The following is a 22541-nucleotide window of genomic DNA, read 5'->3' as shown; positions in this document are numbered from 1 at the left end:
ACCACGGCGGCTCGGTGACCGGATCGGCCGGCGAGCACCCCGCTCAGCTCTGGTTGTAGAAGCCGTCCTGCGCGCGCCCCGCGGGCTCGGCGTTGACGACGTCGGTGTGCGCCGGGCTCAACAGGAAGACCCGGGCGGCGACCCGCTCGATGGAACCCTTCAGGCCGAACGTCAACCCCGCACAGAAATCCACCACGCGCTTGGCGTCGGGGGAGTCCAACGCGGTGAGGTTGACGATGACCGGCACTCCGTCGCGGAACAACTCCCCGATACCGCGCGCGTCGCGGAAGCAGGAGGGCGAGACCGTGGCGATCCTGCGGCTCTGTTCCTCCTGGACGGAGTCGGAGGGAGTCACCCGCACCCGGGGGTCGGTGACCCAGGCATCACCCGTCTCGGCGCCCTCGGCGTACTCGGCGTAGTCATCGCCGTAGTAACGCTCGTCGTTGTCCTCGACGAGTCCCAGCCAGGCGCTGGCCTTGCGCACAGATCCCATCGACGCCTCCTTCCACTGCGGTCCGCTCACTAGCGGTCTCTTGTCTTTCCTGTCCCCATGCTCGTTCATCATGCGGATCGAGCGCCAAGTGGATAGTCGCCGCGCAGAGGTTTCGTGACGGTACTGGTGCAGAAGATGTGGTGATTCGTCAGAGTTCTTCCTGTACAAGGCCGGTCATCAGCTCAAAATATAAATCTCGGGCCAGATGGGTGATGTGGGGGACGGACGGGTGAACCGAGCACTCGACCCGCTGGCTACGATGCGTCCGCACTGCTGAAACGATTCACGGGGGATCACCAATTGTTTGGCATAGTCAAGCCCTGTAGCCACCGTCTGACCGAAGGACTCAAGACAGAGTGGATGGCCCATCTGTGCGGGCTCTGTCTGGCGCTGCGCGCCGATCACGGCCAGTTCGCCCGGGTGGTCACCAACTACGACGGCCTGATCATCTCGGTTCTGACGGAAGCTCAGTCCGAACGCACTCCGGACGCCCGCCGCACCGCGGGCCCCTGTCCGCTGCGGGCCATGCGGACCACTCCCGTCGCCCGCGGCGAGGGGGCACGGCTCGCAGCCGCCGTCTCCCTGGTGCTGGCTTCGGCCAAGGTCCGTGACCACGTCGCCGACCGGGACGGGCTGTTGGCCCGCCGCCCCGTGGCCGCCGCCGCGCGCAGGGTCGCCCGCGGGTGGGACCGGGCCGGCGCCCGGGCCGGCGCGGACCTCGGCTTCGACACGGCCGTCCTCCTCGACGCCGTCGACCGGCAGCCGGGGATCGAAGCGCTCGCAGGGCCCGGCACCTCCCTGCTCACCGTCACCGAGCCCACCGAGACCGCCACGGCGGCGGCCTTCGCCCACACCGCCGTACTCGCCGGGCAACCCCACAACGAGGCGCCCCTGGCCGAGGCGGGACGGCTCTTCGGCCGCCTCGCCCATCTCCTGGACGCCGTCGAGGACCAGCAGGCCGACGCCGCGTCAGGAGCTTGGAACCCCCTCACCGCGACCGGCACCGCACGGACCGAAGCCCGCCGACTCGCCGACGACGCCGTGCACGGGGTGCGCCTGGCCCTGAAGGACGCCCGGTTCACGGACGACCGACTGGTCCACGTGCTGCTCGCCCATGAGTTGGCCTCCGCGGTGGACCGCGCCTTCGGCACCGTCTCCTGCGCGCACGGAGCGCAGGCGGCCGTCCCGGGCTCGGGGCGGCCCCACGACGGCTACGGCGCGGGCCCGTACGGAGGGAACCCCTACGCGGGCGGTCCCTCCGGAGGTGCGCACGGTGGCGCCCCCGGAGCGCCGGGCGGCCCCGGCGGCGGCTCGTCACCGCACTTCGGCGGTGAGCCCCCACGACCCCGTCCGCGCTCCCTCCTCGCGGGTTGCGGCATGTTCACCTACCTCTTCTGCACCTGCCAGATCTGCTGCGCCAAGGAGTACGAGGGGCCCTGGTCGCGCAAGAAGCGCCGTGGGTGCTGCCGCGACGGTGACTGCCCGGACTGCAACTGCAACTGCGACGGCTGCTGCTGCCCCTGCGACTGACCGTCGCCCCGCGCGGGCAGGGCGGAACCGGCCTACCGGGTGGTCGAGCCCGGGTAGGCCGGTACCGATCGAGCAGACGTGTGCTGAGGGGAGGGGGGGCGCGCGTCGTGCGGTGGGTGAAGGGCGAGCATCCCGGGGCCGGTCCAGAGGGAAGGTGCGCCGTACCGTCACCGTCGGAGAGTACGAACGGCGGCGATCACGGACACTCAATGACACGGAAGACACAGGGGATACGAGGTGCAAGGCGGCCGGATCGGCGCCGAATGGGACAACACGGTGGGGTCAACAGGACGCGGACCACACATGACCGAAGTCGATGTGGGAGCGCCTGACCAGCAACCGCTGTCGATACATGGCCCAAGTGGAACAGGCATCCCACGGTGCGTCAACTGCCGTGAGACAAAGCGTTCACAGTGTGGACAGCCTTGACAGCGGACCGTCGCCACCCTCAGCCTCAGACCAGGTCGTGCTGAGGGGCGCGGCCCTCGCGCGCGTCGTTCCACAGCACCGGTGTCACACGGTGCGCAGGCTCCACGCTGTCCGCGTGCTGGGTGAAGGCGAACTCCGAGATCGGTCCCGTATCGACGGAGTTCTTGCCATGGCCGTGTTCGCAGACCCCCTTTCGACAGCCGTGCCGCGCAGCCGGCCCCGCTGGCCTTTCCTCCGACTTCCTCGCCCGTGCGTCGGCTCCTGCCCGGTGGCCCACCGATGAACGCGCCTTCGGCGACGGACGTCGGGCGGCCGACCAGGGCCGCCGGATCCCCGCTGTGCGCTGACCGTTCGACCATCGCGACGGCGGATGACCCCCGTCCGTCCCAGTGGACTTCGCTGCATCCGCACCCCGTGAACGCGTCGTCCACCCGGAGCGGGACGGAACCCGTGCCGCTCCACCACTCTGCCGCTGCTGCCGCCTCTGACTTCTCTGCCGCTGAGCCCTGTCCCCAGCGCACCGCGGGGCCGGGGCGCGGACCCGTGCGGCCGGTCGGACCAATACCCCGACTTCCCGGCGCACCGGCGCACTGAGCACCCGCCCCCGTCTGCCCCGCTCCGACCAAGCGGGCCGGACGAGAGCGACCTCCTCAGCCCCGTTCATCCGTCAGCTCGCTCCGCTCCCACGGGGCGGGTCGCGGAACGGTGACATCCCGTCCGTACCGGAACGAGCCCCCAGCTCGAACCCGGCAGTACGACTTCCCACGCCCGCCCTGGAACGACCATCCGGAGAGGCATCCCCATGTCACGCACCCGTTCGCTGCACCTCGCCGTCGCGCTCGACGGCCCGGCGCGGTACGACGCCGACCACTACACCGACCTCGTCACCCTCGCCGAGCGCGGCACCCTCGACTTCGTCACCCTCGGTGACTCGTTCGCCCGCCCGGGACTCGACGCCCTGGCCGTACTCGCCCGGGTCGCCCCCGCCACTCGGCGCATCGGTCTCGTGCCCACGGTGACCACCACCCACACCGAGCCGTTCCACGTCTCCACCGCCGTGGCCACCCTCGACTGGGTCAGCCGCGGCCGGGCGGGGTGGGCCGTGGGGGTCTCGCCCACCCAGGCGGAGGCCCGGCTCTTCGGCCGTCGTCCCGCCGCCCCCACCGACGAACTGTGGCGGGAGGCGGGTGAGGTCGCCGACGCCGTGGCCCGACTCTGGGACAGCTGGGAGGACGGCGCCGAGGTCCACGACAAGGAGACCGGTCGATTCATCGACAGATCGAAACTGCACTACGTCGACTTCGAAGGCACCCGCTTCAGCGTCCGCGGCCCCTCCACCGTGCCCCGGCCGCCACAGGGACGGCCGGTCACCGCCATCGACATCACCGGAGCCGGTGACGAGGGCCGGCGGACGGCCGCCCGGTACGCCGACGTGGTCCTCATCCGGGCCTCCTCACCCGAACAGGCAGCCGCTCTGCGCGCCGCGCTGCACCAGGACGCCGAGACCCATGGGCGCGACCCGTCGTCCCTGCGGGTCCTGCTCTCGCTCGCGGTCGACCTCGGCGAGAGCGAGCCGAGGCCGGAACCCGGCCTGGTCGGCTTCTCCTGCGGGCCCCGGCTCACCACCCCGGGTTCGCACTACAGCGGCGGCCCGGTGGAACTCGCCGAGTTGATCGCCCGGTGGTATGCGGCGGGTGCCGTGGACGGCTTCCACCTCGCCCCGATCGCCCCCCACCGCGATCTCGAACGCATCGTCAACGGAACCGTCGCGCTCCTCCAGCACCGGAGCGTCTTCCGCACCTTCCACCCCGGCGGGACGCTGCGCGAACACCTCGGGCTCGCCCGGCCGGCCAACCGCTATGCACTCAGCAAGGGGAGCTCATGACCGACACGCGCCAGCGCGCCCTCCATCTCGCGGCCCACTTCCCCGGAGTGAGCAGCACCACGGCCTGGAACAGCTCCACCTCCGGTAGCCATATCGACTTCGCGACCTTCGAGCACCTGGCCAGAACCGCGGAACGCGGCCTGTTCGACTTCTTCTTCCTCGCCGAGGGTCTGCGCTTACGGGAGCACAAGGGACTGATCCACGACCTGGACGTGGCCGGACGTCCCGAATCGATCACGCTGCTCAACGCGCTGGCCGCGGTCACCGACCGGCTCGGTCTGGCGGCGACCGTCAACGTCAGCTTCAACGAGCCATACGAACTCGCCCGCCGACTCTCCTCGCTCGACCACCTCAGCGGTGGGCGGGCGGGTTGGAACGTGGTGACCGCGGCCGACGCCTTCACCGGTGAGAACTTCCGCCATGGGAGTTGTCCCGACCGGGTCGACCGCTACACCCGGGCCGCCGAGTTCGTCGCGACCGCACGGGAACTGTGGGACTCCTGGACCCCCGACGGCCAGGCCCGTCCCGTCGCCCGGGCGGGACGGCACTTCGCCGTCGAGGGCGAGTTCACGGTGCCCCGCTCTCCCCAGGGCCACCCCGTCGTCATCCAGACCGGTGACTCCGACGAGGGGCGCGAGTTCGCCGCGGCCTTCGCGGACGTCGCCTTCACCCGCCACGGCGACCCGGAGGCCGGTCGCGCCTTCTACCGCAATGTGAAGGCGCGGCTCGCCGCCTACGGCAGAGAGCCGGACGACCTCAAGATCATGCCGGGAGTGACCTTCGTGCTCGGGGAGAGCGACGAAGAGGCGCAGGCGACGGCCGCCGTCATCCGCCGCGAACAGGTCTCCCCGCAGCGGGCCATCCTCGTTCTGGAACAGGTCTGGGGCCGGGACCTGTCCTCGTATGACCCCGACGGCCCGCTGCCCGAGATCGACCCGGACCCCGAAGCCGTACTCGCCCAGGGATGGGCGCGGGCCGGGGACCCCTGTCGCACCGCGACGCGCTGGCGGGAGCTCTCCCGTCGGAAGGGGCTGTCGATCCGACAGACCGTCATCGAGGCGACCTCGGGACAGTCCTTCGTCGGCACGGCCCAACGGGTGGCGGACGAGATGAGTGCGTACGTCGGCTCGGGCGCGGCCGATGGATTCCTGCTCGTCCCCCATCGCACGCCCGGTGGTCTCGACGAGTTCGTGGACGAGGTGGTGCCGCTGCTCCAGGAGCGCGGTGTCTTCCGTACGCAGTACTCGGGCACGACGCTCCGCTCGCATCTCGGGCTGGCCGAACCGGTGTGGAAGGGTTGACGGCATGAGAGGCGATGAGGAGCGAGCGGACGACGGGGACGGGCGGGGCACAACGGGCGGGAGCTTCGCCGCCGGGGGAGCGCCGGGCGCGGCCGGCCCGGGAGAACGACCGTCCGGGGCGGAAGCGCGGACCGATCTCGACGCGTGGCACCACTGGCACGAGCGGCGCCTCGCCACGATCTCCGCACCCGACGGACCGCTCTCGCTGACCGGTACCCACTGGCTCGACGACCACCCGGACGGTCGTCTCCCGGACATCGCCGGGGTCTGGCTCGACGACGGCGACCAGTTGCTGCTCACGGCCACCGCGGCGGACGGCCTGACCGTGGACGACAAGCCCTTCACCGGCAGCGTCCGACTCACCGCAGACCAGGGGCCGATCGCCGGCTCCCGGGTCGCCCAGGGGGCGCGGCGCCTGGTCGTCCTGCGGCGCGAAGGACTCTGGGCCGTACGCGACTTCGACCCCGACTCACCCGCACGGCAGTCCTTCGCCGGCATCGACACGACCGTCTACGACCCCCGCTGGGTGCTGCCCGGACGATTTCGCGGCTATGCGCAGCCGCAGAGCATCCGGGTCGAGAACGCAGATGGCCGACAGCGGGGTCTCGGCCTCGACGGCGAGATCTTCTTCACCCTGGACGGGCAGGTCCACACGCTGCACGTGGCGGTGGAGGACAACGGTTCCCTGTGGGCGGTCTTCGCCGATGGGACCAGCGGGGACAGCAGTTATCGCTTCCGGTTTCTGCGACCTGCGGCTCCGGACGCGGACGGGGTCGTGACCGTCGACTTCAACCGGGCCCAACTGCCCCCGTGTGCCTTCGCCGAACACTTCATCTGTCCGTTCCCGCCGCCCGGGAACACCCTGGTGGTGCCGATCGCCGCGGGGGAGCGGAACCTCCTGGCCGACTGACCCCCTGCCGAAGGAGTGCGCGCCCCCGTCCGACAGCGGTCGCCGGGGGCTCGACGCCACGCCTGCTTCTGGGACGATGTAGGGGGCATCAGGTGCCGCGGACGAGGGGGGTCACCCAAGGTGAAGCGCATCGGAGTGACCGGTCACCGGAACATCCCCGCCGAGGCGGTGGCCCACATCCGGGCGGGGATCCTCGCCGTACTCCAGGAGCACGGCGGTGCGATGGAAGCCCTGTCCAGCCTGGCCGTCGGCGCGGACCAGATCTTCGCCGACCTCGCGCTCGACTGCGGGGCCGAGTTGACCGTGGTGGTGCCGAGCGGCGACTACGCGGACGGGTTCACCGGCCCGAGGGAGCGCGGATGCTACGAGGCACTGAGGCATCGGGCCGCACGCCAGGTCAGTCTGGACTTCCCGCACGCCACCGACGAGGCGTACTACGCGGCGGGCGCCTACATCGCCGACAACTGCGATCACCTTCTCGCAGTGTGGGACGGCCGTCCGGCCCGTGGTCTGGGTGGGACGGCCGACATCGTCCACTACGCCCGGGGGCTGGGACGGCCGGTGACCGTCGTCTGGCGTGAGGGGCTCGTACGGGACTGACGGTGGTCCCCGTCCTCGGCCGCCGTGGCGGGACCGAGGACGGGGACCACTCTGCGTCATGCCCGACCGGGAGGCGCCCGCCCGGTCCGATGGCCCGCGCGGCCCGAGGCGCTCGACCGGCCCGCGAGGTGCGGGCGCGGTCGAGGTCAAACCCCGGGCAGCAGTTCGCCGTCGTCAACTGCGGTGCCGCGCCAGCCAGTCCGTGTGCTGTGGAGAGACGATGCGCTCGGTCTCGTACACCGCCGAAGGCCATTGCGCCTCCGTGACAGAGGACTCCATCGCTGTGTGCATGGCCGCCAAGTCCTCCTCCACCAGCGAATGCGCGGCGATCAACGGCTGATGTCGACGCACCTCGCCCCATGCCAGAGAACCTGCCGCCGCGGCCGAGAGCGCTCCCGTCACGGGAAGGGAGTCGACCAAGGAGAAGGTGTGCAAAAGCGAAAGGAACAGGGCGGCCAGAGTCAGCAGACCGATCGACAACGACCATAATCGGGTGGCACGCCGAGAGTTCGCCGTGCGGCGGCGGTACCAGTTGCGCTGTTCGATCAATCGATCCCTGACATAGGTCTCTTTGCGAATGCTGAATGATTCGGCGCGCAGCCGACGCATCGCCGCCGTGATCATTTCTCCGTTCGCGGTCGGAGTCCGACCGGTGCGAGGATCTTCCCAGCCGACTTTCACCAACTCCCGAAGTCCTTCTTCCAGGCGGTTGGCGAACAGTTCGTCCGATGCAGTGGCCGTCGTGGTGAAGGGCGCGCCGTGCACCGCGTAACGCCAGCACAACGACTTGATGAACTCGGCCGCTGAACGATTGAGTTGCCAATGCGACTTTGCGCTGCGTCTCCCGGCCCGGTAGCCGACGAGAAGTACCCCGGCATACGCCAATACCGCTAAAACGCCCGAGAGTTGGATGGAGTCTCCCGCTTTCGCCGAGGCGGGCAGCGCGGAGGCCGCAGCGCCCAGGACGAGAAGGAGGAGTTGGAGCTTGGTCGATCCGACTGCTTCCCGCTGGTGGGAGATGGCCGTCGAGTCGGTGTGGTGGAAGAGAGCCGGCAGATCCCTGTTACGGAACACGATGCTGCCCGTTGGCCCGGGAAACCCGGTCATGTGCCCCCCTGTCTGCGGTTATGACCTTCACCCTTTAGGCGGAATGACTTGATCCGCACTCGCTTCAGGGAATGTGACGCAACTCTTTTGTACGGTGACGTCGACCTGAGTTGCTGCGAGTGGCCATGAGAGTAAAGTCGTGCCGCCACCACCGCAATGGTGCGTGGTGATTCGCGTTGGACATACGATCAAGGACGGCCCCCCATGGCAATTCACACCTCCGCACCCTTCGCGTCTGCGAAGATGAACCGCGTCCCTCTGGCGCAGATCGACGCCCGGGGCGGCGAGGCGGCCAAGAAGCTCGCGCGGATCATCCCCGTCACCGCCGACCGCGTCCTGCGGACGTCGACCTTCAACTCGGCGCTCTAGACTGGCCGAATGACAGGACCACTGGTCCCATTCCGCGAGATCGTTCTCAAGGTCCACAGCAGGTGCGATCTCGCATGTGACCACTGCTACATCTATGAACACGCTGATCAGAGCTGGCTTACCCGCCCCAAGGCAATCTCTGACGAAGCGATTTGCTGGACAGCTCTGCGACTGGCCGAGCATGTTAAGAGCCATGCCCTGCCCTCCGTGTCAGTGATCCTGCACGGAGGGGAGCCTCTACTGGCCGGGCCCGCTCGATTGCGACGCGTGTGTGAGGAGCTCACCCGCGCGCTCGATTCCCTCGCAGAACTCGATCTGCGCATCCACACCAACGGCTTACAACTCAGCCCGCGCTATCTCGACCTGTTCGACGAATTCAACGTCAAGGTCGGCATTTCCCTCGACGGCGACCGCACCGCCAATGATCGCCACCGGCGCTTCGCCGACGGCCGCACCAGTCACCCACTGGTCCTCAGGGCCGTCGACCTGCTGCGTGAGGACCGCTACCGCCATCTGTACCTCGGCCTCCTGTGCACCGTCGACGTGGCCAACGACCCCGTCGCCGTCTATGACGCCCTGGCCGACCTGGACCCGCCGCGCATCGACTTCCTGCTGCCGCACGCCACCTGGGACGCACCCCCGGCCCGCCCGAACGGGTCGCCCACGGCCTATGCGGACTGGCTGCTGACCGTCTTCGACCACTGGGACGCACAGGGCCGACGCGTACCGGTGCGCCTGTTCGAGTCGGTGCTCTCCACTCTCGCCGGCGGACCCAGCCTCACCGAATCCCTCGGCCTCGCCCCCACCGATCTCGTGGTCGTGGAGACCGACGGCACGCTGGAGCAGGTCGACTCCCTCAAGAGCGCCTACGAAGGAGCCGCGGCCACCGGCTTCGACGTGTTCCACCACACCTTCGACGAGGTCGCCGCCCACCCGGGGGTCAAGGCCCGGCAACGCGAACTCGCGGGAGTGAGCGGAACCTGCCGTCGATGCCCCGTCGTACGGTCCTGTGGAGGCGGGCTCTACACCCACCGCTACAGCGAGCGCCTGGGCTTCGACAGCCCGTCCGTCTACTGCACCGACCTCGAAGGGCTCATCCGCGGTATCGAACACCGCACCGCCGACGCCCTGGTACCCGCCGCGATCACCGACCCCGGCGCGCTGCTCGCCGAGCACCGGGAGCTGGCCCGCACCCTGCTCGCCCGTCTCCACGGTGAACTCGCGGGTCGCGGCGGCCCGGCGTGGGACCGCGCCTGGCAGTTGACGCTCGACCTGGACGCGGACGGCGAGGTCCTCGACCCGGTCTGGAGCCACCCCTACACCCGCACCTGGCTGACGGACGCCCTGGAAGCACTGCTGAACGGACGCCCCGACGCCGTGACACGGGCCCGGCGACTGCCCTGCTACCTCGCCTCCGCGCTGGTGACCGCCGGCGTCCCCACTCCGGTCCTCGTGCCCCACGAGGACGGCCTGCTGCACCTGCCCGGTCTGGGGGTGCTGCGCCTGGGCGACGGCCACGAGACCCATGCGCGCGCTCATGAACCCGTCCGCGTGGAGGCCACCACCGACGGGTTCGTGGCCACGCTCGGCGGGACCTCACGCCGAGTGCGCGCGGCGGTCGCGGACGACCACTGGCAGCCCGTCCGCACGATCGGCGGTGCCGCCGGTGCGCCCCTGCTGCGCCTCGACGACCTCGACCGCTACCGGGACTGCTTCGGTTCACCCGCGCTGGCCCGACTGACCCCCGCAGAGGTCCAGAACTGGAACGACGCGTTCATCGACGCCTGGAAGCTCATCCGCCGGCGCGCACCCGAGCAGGCCGCGGAGGTGGCCCACGGCCTCGGCACGCTCACCCCCCTCACCCGCCTCGCCTCCGACGCGCCTTTCGTACCCTCGAATTTTGGCCGGTCGGCCACGCGTGACCAGGCCCTGCGCGGGCACGGTTATGGAGCGCTGGGCATCGCACCCGTCCCTCGTCCCGAACGGTTCGCGGTGGAGTTGCTCCGCGCAGCACGGCGGGCGCAGCTCAACGCCCTGCTCGACGTCACCGATCTCTACGCACAGGACGGCTGGTGGTGCCATCCGGTGCCGTGGCAGGACGAGGAGGTGCCGGTGTCCGAACTGCTGGCGGGGGTCAATGAGAGGGCGGCGCTCGCCGCCTTCGACCCCGAGGGTGCGGATCAGGCCAGATGCGCGCTCGACACCTTGGAGCGTGCACCGGAGCTGACGGTCGGCGGTCGTCGCCTGCTGGCCCGACTGCGCAGGGAGTTGCCGGATCCCGCCACACCGGATCCCGCCGACCCCGACCGTTCTGCGCCAGCACCCTCCGCGCCGGATCGCTGGACGCCCAGGCCGCCGCGGCAGGGTTCCGTACCGATCGAAGCCGACTCCGCCGGACGGTCGCCGCTGCCGGTCATCGGTTCCGCCTGCGACCAGGGGTCGTGTACGGGAGCGGCGCCATGAGCGGGCCCGAGGTGCGGGCACGGCTCGCGCTGCCCCTACGGGCCGTCGGCGTCCGCCCGGGAATGACCGTGCTCGTCCATGCCTCCCTGCGGGCCACGGGACTCCACAGCGAAACGCTGCGCGACGCCCTGCTCGACGCGGTGGGCCCCACCGGGACGTTGGTCGTGCCCACCTTCACGGCGGGGAACTCCGATACGTCGGACGTCCACCGCGCCCACGTACGCGGGATGACACCCGAGCAGGCGGCGGCCTTCCGGGCGGACATGCCGGCCTTCGACCCGGCTCGTACGCCGAGTCACGGCATGGGCCGGTTGGCCGAGTCCGTACGCACCGCTCCGGGGGCCGTGCGCAGCGCCCATCCGCAGACCTCGTTCGCGGCGATCGGCCCACGGGCGCATGAACTCCTCGACCACCACATCCGCACCTCCCACCTCGGAGAGAACTCCCCGCTCGGTGCGCTGTATCGAGCGAATGCCCAAGTCCTCATGATCGATGTGGATTTCGACGTCTGTACCGCATTTCATCTTGCCGAATACCGGACGAAAGCCCCGCTGCGGTCGTATCGTTGTGTAGTTGGCCTTCCTGACGGCGGGAAGGAATGGACGGAGTTCGAAGACGTTCAACTCGACGAGAGCGACTTCGGCGCGATCGGTGCCGCCTTCGGCTGGGGAGTGGAGCAGAAGGGACAACTAGGAGGAAGGCCCGCAAGAATGTTCTCGGTCAGGGCCGCCGTTGATCACGCCGTTGAGTGGATGACCGAAAAGCGGCGCTGATTGACTGAACGGCAGGGGGGTGGAGCGTGCCGGGCTCCGGAATGATGAATGCGCCCGTGGCCCATGACCAGGCCGGCTGGGGAAGCGGGCGTTCACACAGGACGGGGGTCGTGTGTCGGATTCAGCGCAGCGTACGCCGGACCATCGCCCATACTTCTTCCTGAGCTACGCGCACACCCCTCGCTACGGGGCGGGCGGTCCCGACCCCGACATGTGGGTGGAACGGCTGTTCCGCGACCTGTGCGGCCATGTGATGGCGATGACCGACCTCCCGGCCGGCGCGCAGGCCGGATTCATCGACCGCGAAATCCGTTCGGGAGAGGGCTGGTCGGAGCGGCTCGGCGAGGTCCTCGCGACCTGCCGGGTCTTCGTCCCCCTTTTCTCCCCCCGCTACTTCGCCAGCGAAATGTGCGGCAAGGAGTGGTACGCCTTCGCCCAACGGGCCATCTACCACCAGGCCAAGAGCAACCGCTCGGCCGAGGCGATCGTCCCCGCGCTCTGGGTGCCGATGCCGCCCGAGCAGTTACCCGGCCCGGCGGAGCGACTCCAGTTCAACCACGGTGCCTTCGGCGACCGCTACGTCACCGACGGCCTCTACGGTCTGATCAAACTGCGGATCTTCGCCGAGGAGTACGAAGCCGCCGTCTACGAACTCGCGAAACGCATCGTCAGCGTCGCCGACACCACCCGCATCGCCTCCGGCAGCCCCGTCGACTACCGCCATGCGCCCAGTGCCTTCGGCAAGACCACCGGCGGTCCCCGTCCGATGCATCTGATGATCGCCGCACCCACCCGCCACGAACTGCCCGACGGCCGCTCGCCCGCCTACTACGGCAAGCAGTCGCAGGACTGGAACCCCTACCACCCCGAGTCCGCGCGCCCCCTCGCGTACGTGGCACAGGATCTCGTCCGCTCGCTGAACTACCAGGCCACCATCTCCTCGTTCGACCACGAGGTGCCCCCCGATCCCCATCAGCCGCCCACCCGCCCCGAGATACTCCTCGTCGACCGCTGGGCGCTGGAGGACGACGACCGCTGCGCCCGGCTGGCCGCGTTCGACGCGGAGCCCCGGCCCTGGGTGAGCGTCGTCGTCCCCTGGAACCGCGATGACCCCCAGAGCCGGATCTCCGAGGCACAACTCGTCGAGAAGTTGGAGCGGACCATGCCGCACCAGATGAGACAGGGCCGGGCCGCTTGCCGGGCCGCGGCCAAGGGCGTGCTCAGCATGGAGGCGTTCGGGCAGATGCTGCCGCAGGTCGTGGAGGCCGCGGCCCAGGAGTACCTCCGACACGCAGCGGTCTATCCACCGGCCCCGCCCGCCGGCACCGTCCGGCCCGAACGCCCGAGACTCCGCGGCCCGATGGCCGAGTACGGCACCACCCACTTCGCCCCACCCACGCGTGGAACAGCCCCCGATGCGGAGGACACGGATGACAGCCGGTCGTGACGGACGCATCGTCACCTTCTACTCGTACAAGGGAGGCACGGGGCGCACGATGGCCCTGGCCAACACGGCGTGGATCCTGGCCGCCAACGGCAAACGCGTGCTGGCCGTGGACTGGGACCTGGAGGCGCCGGGGCTGCACCGGTTCTTCCACCCCTTCCTGGACCCGTCCACCCTCGGTGCCACCACGGGCGTCATCGATCTGATCACCGAGTACGCCTGGGCCGCCATCACCCCCGAGACGGCGCGCCGGGACGACTGGCACGTCGACTACGCCCGCGTCCAACCGCACGCGGTCTCCCTCACTCCGGAGAACCTCGGCTGGGAGTTCCCGGCCGGCGGCACCCTCGACTTCGTCTCCGCCGGCCGGCAGAACCGCGAGTACTCCGCGACGGTCTCCACCTTCGACTGGGACAACTTCTACGACCGCCTCGGCGGTGGCCTCTTCTTCGATGCGCTCCGCGAAGACATGAAGGCCCACTACGACTACGTCCTCATCGACAGCCGCACCGGCCTCAGTGACATCGCCGACATCTGTACGGTGCACCTCCCCGACATCCTGGTCGACTGCTTCACGCTGAGCGACCAGTCCATTGACGGCGCCGCATCCGTGGCCCGCCAGATCGACGAACGGTACGGCGGTCGGGGCATCAAGATCTATCCCGTGCCCATGCGGATCGACGAGGGCGAGAAGGAGAAGGCGGACGCCGGGCGCGCTGTGGCCCGGGTGAAGTTCGACGGCTTCCCCAGCGGACTCGCGGGCGAGGAACTCACCTCGTACTGGGGAGCGGTGGAGATCCCCTACCGGCCGTACTACGCCTACGAGGAGACCCTTGCCACCTTCGGCGACGAGACGGGGCTCACCAACTCGCTGCTCTCGGCCTTCGAGCGACTCGCCACGGTGATCACGGAGCGCGAGATCACCTCCATGCCCGCGGTCGGGGACGAGATCCGCCTCCGCATCCGCGACGCCTTCACCCGCCGTCGGCCCGCCCTCCCCGCCGATCTGTTCCTGAGCTATGCGGCGGAGAACCGCATGTGGGCGGACTGGATCGAGTTCGTCCTCTCGCGGGCCGGGTTCCGGGTCATTCCGCGGGACGTCTCCACCGAGCCGCAGCCCGGCGACGAGTCGCTGGCCGAATCGGCCGCGCGCACCGTGATCCTGTTGTCCGGCTCGTACCTCAAGTCGGCCCGGGCGATGGAGTTGTGGCAGCGCGCGGCGGCCGAGGACCCGACCGGCGGGCGTCACCACCTGCTGCCCATCCGGGTCGGGGACGTACGACTGACCTCGCCCTACATCGACCGCAATCCCGTGGACCTCTTCCGTCTCGACGAGGTGCAGGCGTCGGCGGCCCTGCTGCGGGCGCTGGACCGGCCGGCGCAACTGCCGGACACGGCATCGCCCGGTCCTCGCTTCCCCGGCACCGTGCCCAAGATCTGGAACGCCCCGCCCCGCAACCCCGGTTTCACCGGACGGTCGGTGGCGTTGGAGCGGATGCGCGACCGGTTGGGCGGCGGGATGACGGTGGCCGCCGTGCTGCCCCAGCCGCAGACCCTCTACGGGCTCGGCGGCGTGGGGAAGACCCAGGTCGCCATCGAGTACGTCCACCGGTTCATGGCGGACTACGACCTGGTGTGGTGGATTCCGGCGGAGCAGCCCGACGATGTGATCGCCGGCCTCGCCGAACTCGCCACGCGCCTCGGGGCCCAGGGCGGCGAGGACATGGCGTCGGCGTCCCGCGAGGCCATCGACCTGCTGCGGCGCGGCGTCCCGTCCTCCCGGTGGCTGCTCGTCTTCGACAACGCCGACGACCCCGAGCACCTGAAACGGTTCTTCCCGCCGCAGGGGCCCGGCCACATCCTGGTCACCTCCCGCAACCAGACCTGGTCCCAGTACGGGGACGCCCTCCCCATCGACGTCTTCACCCGCGAGGAGTCGATCGAACACCTCCAGCGCAGGGCCCGCGGACTGACCCTCGCCGACGCCGACCAGGTGGCCACCGCGGTCGGCGACCTTCCGCTCGCCGTGGAGCAGGCCGCCGCCTGGATCGCCGAGACGGCGACGCCGGTCGCCGACTACCTGGAAGAACTCCGCGTACAGGCCACCAGTGTCCTGGGGCTCAACCAGCCCGCAGGCTACCCCCAGCCGGTCGCCGCGACCTGGAACGTCTCCATCGAACGGCTCAAGGAGCGGTCACCGGCCGCGGTACGGCTGCTGCAACTCTGTGCCTTCTTCGCCCCCGAGCCCATCTCGGCGAACCTCCTCTACAGCAAGGAGATGATCGAGGCCCTCAAGCCCTATGACGCCTCCCTCCAGGAGAAGCTGGTACTCGGGCGGGTCATCCGGGAGATCGGCCGCTTCGCCCTGGCCAAGGTCGACCAGGTCAACAACAGCATCCAGGTCCACCGGCTGGTGCAGGCCGTGATCCGGGCGCAGTTGACCGAGGAGGAGCAGCGGGACGCGCGGCACGCCGTCCACCGGGTCCTCGCGGGGGCCCGTCCCGATGACGACGAGCCCATCGACAACCCCGAGACCTGGCCGCGGTTCGCCACCATCTGGCCCCATCTGGGCACGTCCGAGGCATGGGACTGCAAGGAGCCCGAGACCCGTCGGCTGATTATCGACCGGGTGCGCTACCTCTGGAAGCGGGGCGACTGGTCCAGTGCGTCGACGCTCGCCAACGAGGTCCGCGAGGTCTGGCGGGCCAAACTGGGCAACAAGGACCTCCAGTACCTCTACCTCCGCTTCCACATCTCGAACATCTACCGTTCGCAGGGCCGGTACGTGGAGGCCAAGGAGTTCGACGAGGTGACCCTGGAGCGCCAGCGGGAGGTGCTCGGCCCCACCCATCCGCACACGTACATGACCACCAGCGGTCTGGCGATGGACTTCGGCACGCTCGGCCGCTACTCGGAGGCCATGGAGCTCGCGACCGAGGCCCACGAGGGCTTCAGTCAGATCTTCCACGAGTCGCACCCTCGGACCCTGGCCGCGGCCAACAACCTGGCGTTGAACCTCCGGATGACCGGTCTGTACTCCCGTGCGCTGGAGATCGACCAGGAGGTCTTCGACCGCCGGACCGAGGTGCTCGGGCCCGAGCACCCCTACACCCTCTCCTCCGCCATGAACCTCGCCCGGGACCTCCGAGAGGTCGGTCGGTACGAGGACTCCGTCTCCTTGCTGAGCCGCACCTACGAACTCCACAAGGAGCAGTTGGGCCGCACCTTCCCCGGCACCCTGGCCGCGGCCAAGAGCCTCGCCGTCTCCCTGCGCCGCGCAGGCCGCTTGGAGGACGCCAGGCGGCTGACCACCGCCACCCGCAACCGCTACCGGGCCCGCTACACCTCCGCCAACCCCGACCTGCTGGCCTGCGACCTCAACCTCGCCGCCGACCTCTTCGCCGCCAATGAACCGGTCGCCGCCCGCGATCTGGCGCAGGAGGTCGTCGACGAGTACATGCTGGTGCCGGGCGAACGCCATCCGTACACCTTGGCCGCCATCAACAACCTGGGCATCTTCCACTGGGGCTGCGGCGACCCGGAGACCGCGGAGCAGTTGTTGCAGAGGGTCGTCAAGACGATGACCGAGGTACTGGGGGAGTCCCACCCCCACACCCTCTACAGCACCATCAACCTCGCCAATGCACAGGCCGACCTCGGGGGCCTCCAACAGGCGTTGCAGATCGAGCAGCGAACGGTGACCCGGCTGCGCGAGGTCCTCGGCCCCTACCATCCCGAGGTGCTCGGCATCGCTTCCAACCTGGCGGTGACGCTCGGAATGCTCGGCCGCAAGGACGAGGCGACCGCCCTGCGTCTGGAGACCGTGGACGAACTCCAGCGACAGGTCGGGGAGGACCACGCACTGACCCGCATCGCCCGGGACGAACGCCGTGTGCACCGGGACCTGGAACCACTCGCCGTGTGATCGGCCATCACCACCGACTGTCGGGGGCGACGCAGGATGAGCGGCGTCGTCCTCAGTCGTCCAGCAGCCAGGTGAGGATGCCGGGCAGTGCGTGCAGGGCGTCGAAGTGCGCAGCGGTGGGCTCAAGTACCGCCGTGGCGCCCGGAATGCGTTCGGCGAGCCAGCGTGAGTGGCCCACGGGCGAAAAGACGTCCTGCTCGCCGTGCCAGAGCATGACCTGTCCGTTGATGTCCGCCGGATCGAAGCCCCAGGGGCTACTGAAGGCGAGTGCGTCGTCGATCCATCCGTACGCGGAAGTCCGCAGCGCCTCGTGGTAGTTGCGGAGCAGCATGGACCGTACGCCGGCGTCCTTGACCACCATCCGGTCGGATTCGGTCAACTCCCTGCGGAGGTCGTTGAGCAGCCGTATCGGGTCCTTCCGGATCTCCGCCGAACGCAAGATGAACCGTTCCGTCAAGCCGGCGGGGTCGGTGAGGGCCGAGGTGTACTCCAGTACGTTCGACGCGGCCATGCCCTCGAACCAGTCGAGGCCGTCGGCGTCCCGCGGGGCGAGGGTGACCATCGCTGCGGTACGGGTGACCCGGTCCGGCATCAGGGCGGCGCACGCGAGGGCGTGGGGCGCGCCGCCGGAGCGCCCCACCACGGCGAAGCGTTCCAACCCCAGTTCATCGGCGATGGCCCGGACGTCCTGGGCCACGTCGCAGACGCTGCGCCCGGCGAGCCGGTCCGAACCGCCGTAGCCGGGGCGGTCGTAGACGATCAGTTGCGTACGGCTCTGGTAGAGCACCATGCCGCGTGGGGCCGGACCGAGCCGGCTGCCCGGTGTGCCGTGCAGGAGGAACACGGGCCGGCCCCGCGGATCGCCCAGTCGCTCCACCATCAGATGACGCCCGTCCGCCGCGCGCACCCGACGTCGCACCCCCGCCCCCTCCACTCCGTGTGATCCCCACGTGTCGTGTGTGACCGTCCATGCGTCTGTGGCATTCCCCACCTCATGATGATTACCCATCAGAAGGCCGCGCGACGGGAACCTTTGTCGACATTTAGTCACGACATTCCCCACGATGTGACAACCGCCGGTGCGGACGACGTGAAGGCGCGGTGAACGCCCGCGCATGGTCGTGTGACCGTCCGGTAGCCAGTCTTGTGTGCCCTACACGCGTCTCGCCGTAGTGGGCGACCCCATCCACGGATCGGCTGACCCGCGCGGCTCAGCCCCCGGCCCGGTCCGCCGCGGTTGGCGGGCCGGGCCTGCCCGTCGGCTCCGCTGCCTTCTTCCGACGCAGCCATGCCAGGAGGAACGTCAGCAGTGCGCCGCCCACCGCCCAGGCGGAGAGCACGAGCATCGGGCCGGTGAGGGCCTGGCCGTTGAAGTAGGTGATCGAGCGCGCGGCGAAGGTGCCCGCCCCCGGGGGCAGCGCCGGCCCGATGGCCTGCCAGAACGGCGGCAGCAGCGGATAGGGGTAGGCGCCACCCGCGCTCGGGTTGCCGAGGACGACGACCAGCAGGATCGCCAGTCCGACGCCGATGATGCCGGCGAGGCCCTGGAGGGCGAGCGTGATCGCCCCCACCGCGAAGACCAACAGCGTGCCGAGCCCCCAGAGCGCGGGCACCGAGCCCGTCAGGGCACCGAGGATCGGGCCGGCGATCACCGTACCGAGCAGTCCGGCGACGACGGAGTACACGAGCAGGACCCCGAGTCGGATCAGCGCCCGGTGGGGGTTGGCCGGCCGTGCCCCGACGCTGATCGCCAGGACCGCCGCACAGAGGTAGCCGCCGACGCACCAGCCGATGACGAGGTAGAAGGATGACAGGCCCCGGGCGTCGCCGGGGGAGTCAGGGACCACGTCGACGACCTCCAGGGACCGCCGTTCGACCCGTTGGGCCCCGGCTACGGTCTCCTCGATCGCCTGGGAGAGGGAAGCGCCGGACGCACTGGCCACCAGGAGGGCGTCGACCGTGCCCCGCGGTCGGACGACGAGGGCACCGTCGACCTCGCGGTTCTCGATCTGCCGTCGGGCGGTCGCCTCGTCGGCCACCACCCGTGGGTCCAGCGGATCCCCGGGCAGATCGGAGAGTTGCGCGGCGGTTTCCCGGGCGACCTGCTGGGTCGGGGCCACGACCGCGATCGGAACCTCGTGCGGCGTCGGCTCGTGAAAGGCCCCGATGTACGAGGTGATGAAGGCCAGTTGCAGGGCCAGCACCCCGAACACCAGCAGGGCGGCACGCAGGGTCACCGCGTCCTTGGCCTCGGCGACGAGTCCTCGGCGGGCAAACTCCGGTGGCGGGAGGTCGGGTGTCCGCGTCATGGCCCCACGCTCGGTGGGGGGCTGCTGCGGCGCAGTCCGGACAGGTCCGAATGGTCTAGGAATGCGTTCGTCTGGGTGCTGGGTGCTGGGTGCTGGCGCAGTGCTGGGCCAGCGCCTCACCCGGGATGTGGGCAGTCCTGCGCCCCACCGCGTCGGGACGCGGTGGGGCACGTGATGCTCGCCGGGCCCCCCGTGCCCGACGAGCCGCTGACGACGCACCGCCCGCGCGCCCGCCACTTGGACGGACGCGCAGGCGCATCACCGGTCAGTGCGTCGTCAGACGGTCATCAGCGGCCGTTCCTCGCCGCACGACGGCGGGTCGTGCCGAACATCGCAGCGGCGCCGAGCGCGAGGGCCGCGGCTCCACCGATCGCGATGTAGGTGGTGTTGCTGTCGCCACCGGTCTCGGCGAGGTTCTCGGTCGCACCCTGCGCCTCGGGGGCGTTGACCGGGGCCTCTTCCTTCGCCGCGGGAGCCTCGGCCGCAGGCTGAGCGCCACTGTCGCCGGCGGTGTAGGCCGCGTTCTTCTTGACCTCGGTCGGCGTGTCGCCGCCCTTGCCGTTGTGGTCGACGCCGGACTTCGCGGCGCCCTTCTCGATGGCGCTGTCCGACGGGGCCTTGGCCGGCTCCGGGTTGGACGCGTTGCCGCCGCCACCGCCGAAGACCACGTCGGAGCAGGTGTAGAACGCCTCGGGCGAGTCAGAGCGCTGGAGGATCGAGTAGATCAGGTGACGGCCCGACTTGTTCGGCACGGTGCCGTTGAAGACGTACGAACCGTTCTCCAGCGGCGGGTTGGTCACCGACGCGAACGGCTGGGCCTCCAGGTCGGACCACTTCAGCGGCTGGGTGGCGTCGTAGCCGTCCTTGGTGATGAACAGCTCCAGCGTGCCCCGGTGGGGGGCGGTGGCACGCCAGCGGAAGGTGTTGCTGCCGGACGTCATCGCGGTCGACGGCCAGTCGGCACGCGGCGCGTCGAGACCCTTGTACTTGTCACGGCCGACGCTGCACAGCTTGCCGTCCGGGATCCGCGACTTGTGGGCGCCTGCCACGTCGCCGATGTTGACCTCGTTCCAGTCGTACAGCGGCTGGGTGCCACCGGCGGCGACCAGTGCCTTACAAGCGTCGGTGTCCGGGTTCTCCGGGCCTTCCGCGAAGCAGGCCGCGATGCGGCTGACCGGGTCCTTCATGGAGCCGTGGCCGACAGCGGGCGCGGCGGCCAGCGCGGTCAGGGCGATCGGTGCGATACCGAGTGCGGCGACCATGGCGACCTTGCGGCGAGCGGTCATCGTGTCGTTCTCCTCATCGAGGGTTATGGGGGGATACCGGATCGACTCGTACGGGTGTGGCCATCCCGTGCACCGGTGGAGCGGTTGTTCGAATCGACCTCGGCGGTACGCAAGTTAGCCCCTCGCCAACCCGAAGAAGGTCCGGACGGCGGAATGTCCGAGATCCTTATCCTTGTTTTAAGGAGGCGCTAAGCGGTGGCTGAGGAAGGGCGCCGCGCCCCCTCGTCCATCCGGTACTCATCCGTCCTGAGCGAAGGAGCCGTTGTGGCCCTGTCCCGTGAAGAACGAGAGAAGTTCCTGGCCGAGCCGCATATCGCGGCCCTGGCGGTCGCTGCCAGAGACGAGGGGAGGGCACCGCTCACGGTGCCGATCTGGTACCAGTACGCGCCCGGAAGCGGAACCGGCGACCTATGGGTGATGACCGCCCGGGACTCCCGGAAGAACCGACTGATCACCCATGCGGGCCGCTTCTCGCTGATGGTCGACCGGGTGGAGCCCACCGTGCGCTACGTCTCCGTGGAGGGCCCGGTGGTGGCCACCGCACCGGCCACGCATGAGCAGCTGGTGGAGATTACAGCGCGTTACCTTTCCGAGGAGAAGGTCGCTGGTTACATCGACTTCGCGATGAAGGAACTCGGCGACCAAGTGGTGGTCCATATGCGTCCCGAGCACTGGCTCAGCGCAGACCTGGGTGCGGTCTGAGCCCTTGGGCCACCTCATGTGCGCCCCTGGTCGGTGCTGCGGCCAGGGGCGTTCCCTTCGCCCGGTCGAGTGGTCCGGTCGAAAACCTCCCTGCCGACCGGTGCGGACCATGGAATTCGCAGCTCAGAAATGCCGTGGTGGATCCTTCAACCGGTTCCTGCGGCGGATGCCATGATCGCGGCGCTGGCGCCACCGTCCGGCCCCTGGCTCCCGACCGTGGAGCGGCTGTTCCGGGTGCCCTCGGCTGCCGTCTGCGGAGATGCCCCCGCCGGCCTGCCCGACACCCGGTCGCGTCTCACACCAGTCGGTACCGACGCTCGGGACGCCCCGTACCTCCATAACGCAGAGTGACTTCGACTCGTCCGGTTTCCACGAAGTACTCCAGATAGCGCCGAGCGCTCACCCGGGACAGGGAGCCGAGTTCCGCACACTCGGTCGCGGAGAGATCGCCCGGGTGTTCCCGCAGGACGCGCTCCACGAGCTCGGCGGTGTGGGCGGCGAGCCCCTTCGGCAGCTCTCGGGATCCCGGCGGCCGGGTGCCGAAGATCTGGTCGACGTCCTCCTGTCGGGCTTCCCCGAGACGGTCGAAACGCGACCGGAGGGAGGCCACGTGCCGCAGCTGCTCCTGTAGCGCCGCCTGGTTGAAGGGCTTGATCAGGTAGTGCAGTGCGCCCGCCCGCAGGGCGGCTCGCACCACCCCTGCGTCCCGGGCGGCCGTGATGAACAGGGCGTCCACGCTGGCCCGTGTCACATCCCGCTCCTCGGCGGCCCGCAGTTCCCGCAATACCGACAATCCATCCATATCGGGCAGATATATATCAAGGAGGACAAGGTCGGGTCTAAGCCGCTCAGCTGCACGCAGAGCTTCGGAACCGCTGTGTGCCACACCGACGACTCTGAAACCATCGGTCGCGGCCACATAGCGGCTGTGCAGCTTGGCGACCATGAAGTCGTCGTCCACTACCAGCACATTCATCACGGGCACACGCTATGGCGCGACCACAATGACCACAAC

At 69.7% G+C, this 22541-nt stretch carries 17 protein-coding genes; 11 read left to right on the top strand and 6 right to left on the bottom strand.

Features of this window, described 5'->3' with window-relative positions; translation table 11 throughout:
* Positions 1–43: 43 nt before the first annotated feature.
* The gene (locus ABZ348_RS24825; protein ID WP_358936568.1) at positions 44–493 is read right to left on the bottom strand and encodes a cell division protein SepF; all 450 of its coding nucleotides are present in this window, start codon (positions 491–493) and stop codon (positions 44–46) included.
* Positions 494–793: 300 nt separating this feature from the next.
* On the opposite strand from ABZ348_RS24825, the gene ABZ348_RS24820 reads away from it, so the two are divergent.
* The 5 genes from ABZ348_RS24820 to ABZ348_RS24800 all read left to right on the top strand — a co-directional run bounded on the left by ABZ348_RS24820 (position 794) and on the right by ABZ348_RS24800 (position 7148).
* On the top strand, positions 794–2023 hold the full coding sequence (locus ABZ348_RS24820) for a DUF5685 family protein (RefSeq protein ID WP_358936566.1): 1230 nt from the start codon (positions 794–796) through the stop codon (positions 2021–2023).
* Positions 2024–3254: 1231 nt separating this feature from the next.
* Positions 3255–4337 carry an LLM class flavin-dependent oxidoreductase gene (locus tag ABZ348_RS24815; RefSeq protein WP_358936564.1) on the top strand — a complete coding sequence of 361 codons (1083 nt, stop codon included), beginning with the start codon at positions 3255–3257 and terminating at the stop codon, positions 4335–4337.
* Positions 4334–5638, top strand: coding sequence for an NtaA/DmoA family FMN-dependent monooxygenase (locus tag ABZ348_RS24810; RefSeq protein ID WP_358936562.1), 1305 nt, complete (start codon positions 4334–4336; stop codon positions 5636–5638). Before ABZ348_RS24815 ends, ABZ348_RS24810 begins: the two co-directional genes overlap by 4 nt.
* Positions 5639–5642: 4 nt before the next feature.
* On the top strand, positions 5643–6548 hold the full coding sequence (locus ABZ348_RS24805; protein ID WP_358936560.1) for a DUF1684 domain-containing protein: 906 nt from the start codon (positions 5643–5645) through the stop codon (positions 6546–6548).
* 120 nt (positions 6549–6668) lie between these two features.
* Positions 6669–7148: a hypothetical protein gene (locus tag ABZ348_RS24800; protein WP_358936558.1), complete on the top strand. Its 480-nt coding sequence runs from the start codon at positions 6669–6671 to the stop codon at positions 7146–7148.
* A 174-nt stretch (positions 7149–7322) separates the two neighbouring features.
* Here ABZ348_RS24800 and ABZ348_RS24795 read toward each other — a convergent pair whose 3' ends face one another.
* Positions 7323–8255: a DUF4231 domain-containing protein gene (locus ABZ348_RS24795; protein ID WP_358936556.1), complete on the bottom strand. Its 933-nt coding sequence runs from the start codon at positions 8253–8255 to the stop codon at positions 7323–7325.
* A 204-nt stretch (positions 8256–8459) separates the two neighbouring features.
* Between ABZ348_RS24795 and ABZ348_RS24790 the strand changes: the two genes are divergently transcribed.
* From ABZ348_RS24790 to fxsT, 5 genes are all read left to right on the top strand, one after another.
* Entirely contained in the window at positions 8460–8624 is a 165-nt protein-coding gene (locus tag ABZ348_RS24790; protein WP_358936554.1) for an FXSXX-COOH protein, read from the top strand.
* A gap of 9 nt (positions 8625–8633) precedes the next feature.
* A complete protein-coding gene (gene fxsB / locus ABZ348_RS24785; protein ID WP_358936552.1) occupies positions 8634–11087 on the top strand; it encodes a radical SAM/SPASM protein FxsB, inactivated metallohydrolase extension form in 2454 nt (817 codons plus the stop codon).
* A complete protein-coding gene (locus ABZ348_RS24780) occupies positions 11084–11860 on the top strand; it encodes an AAC(3) family N-acetyltransferase (RefSeq protein ID WP_358936550.1) in 777 nt (258 codons plus the stop codon). The genes fxsB and ABZ348_RS24780 overlap by 4 nt, the downstream gene beginning before the upstream one ends.
* Before the next feature lie 112 nt (positions 11861–11972).
* Positions 11973–13307, top strand: a complete 1335-nt coding sequence (locus ABZ348_RS24775) for a TIR-like protein FxsC (RefSeq protein ID WP_358936548.1) — start codon at positions 11973–11975, stop codon at positions 13305–13307.
* Positions 13291–17229 (top strand): FxSxx-COOH system tetratricopeptide repeat protein, encoded by a 3939-nt coding sequence (gene fxsT / locus ABZ348_RS24770; RefSeq protein WP_358936546.1) that lies wholly within the window; start codon positions 13291–13293, stop codon positions 17227–17229. The genes ABZ348_RS24775 and fxsT overlap by 17 nt, the downstream gene beginning before the upstream one ends.
* 52 nt (positions 17230–17281) lie before the next feature.
* Here fxsT and ABZ348_RS24765 read toward each other — a convergent pair whose 3' ends face one another.
* The 3 genes from ABZ348_RS24765 to ABZ348_RS24755 form a co-directional block, all read right to left on the bottom strand.
* A complete protein-coding gene (locus ABZ348_RS24765; protein WP_358936544.1) occupies positions 17282–18148 on the bottom strand; it encodes an alpha/beta fold hydrolase in 867 nt (288 codons plus the stop codon).
* A 292-nt stretch (positions 18149–18440) separates the two neighbouring features.
* On the bottom strand, positions 18441–19538 hold the full coding sequence (locus tag ABZ348_RS24760) for a DUF3533 domain-containing protein (protein WP_358936542.1): 1098 nt from the start codon (positions 19536–19538) through the stop codon (positions 18441–18443).
* A gap of 287 nt (positions 19539–19825) precedes the next feature.
* Positions 19826–20824: a lytic polysaccharide monooxygenase gene (locus ABZ348_RS24755; RefSeq protein ID WP_358936540.1), complete on the bottom strand. Its 999-nt coding sequence runs from the start codon at positions 20822–20824 to the stop codon at positions 19826–19828.
* Between the two features lie 264 nt (positions 20825–21088).
* On the opposite strand from ABZ348_RS24755, the gene ABZ348_RS24750 reads away from it, so the two are divergent.
* Positions 21089–21526: a pyridoxamine 5'-phosphate oxidase family protein gene (locus ABZ348_RS24750; RefSeq protein WP_358936538.1), complete on the top strand. Its 438-nt coding sequence runs from the start codon at positions 21089–21091 to the stop codon at positions 21524–21526.
* Between the two features lie 295 nt (positions 21527–21821).
* Here the strand turns inward: ABZ348_RS24750 and ABZ348_RS24745 are convergent, their stop codons facing one another.
* Positions 21822–22502 (bottom strand): response regulator, encoded by a 681-nt coding sequence (locus ABZ348_RS24745; protein WP_358936536.1) that lies wholly within the window; start codon positions 22500–22502, stop codon positions 21822–21824.
* Between the last annotated feature and the right edge of the window lie 39 nt (positions 22503–22541).

Source organism: Streptomyces sp. NPDC005963, assembly GCF_040638655.1.
In the GTDB taxonomy this organism is placed as follows: Bacteria; Actinomycetota; Actinomycetes; order Streptomycetales; family Streptomycetaceae; genus Streptomyces.
The sequence above is the reverse complement of the archived record's forward strand: the minus strand, read 5'-3'. Positions and strand labels throughout refer to the sequence as shown.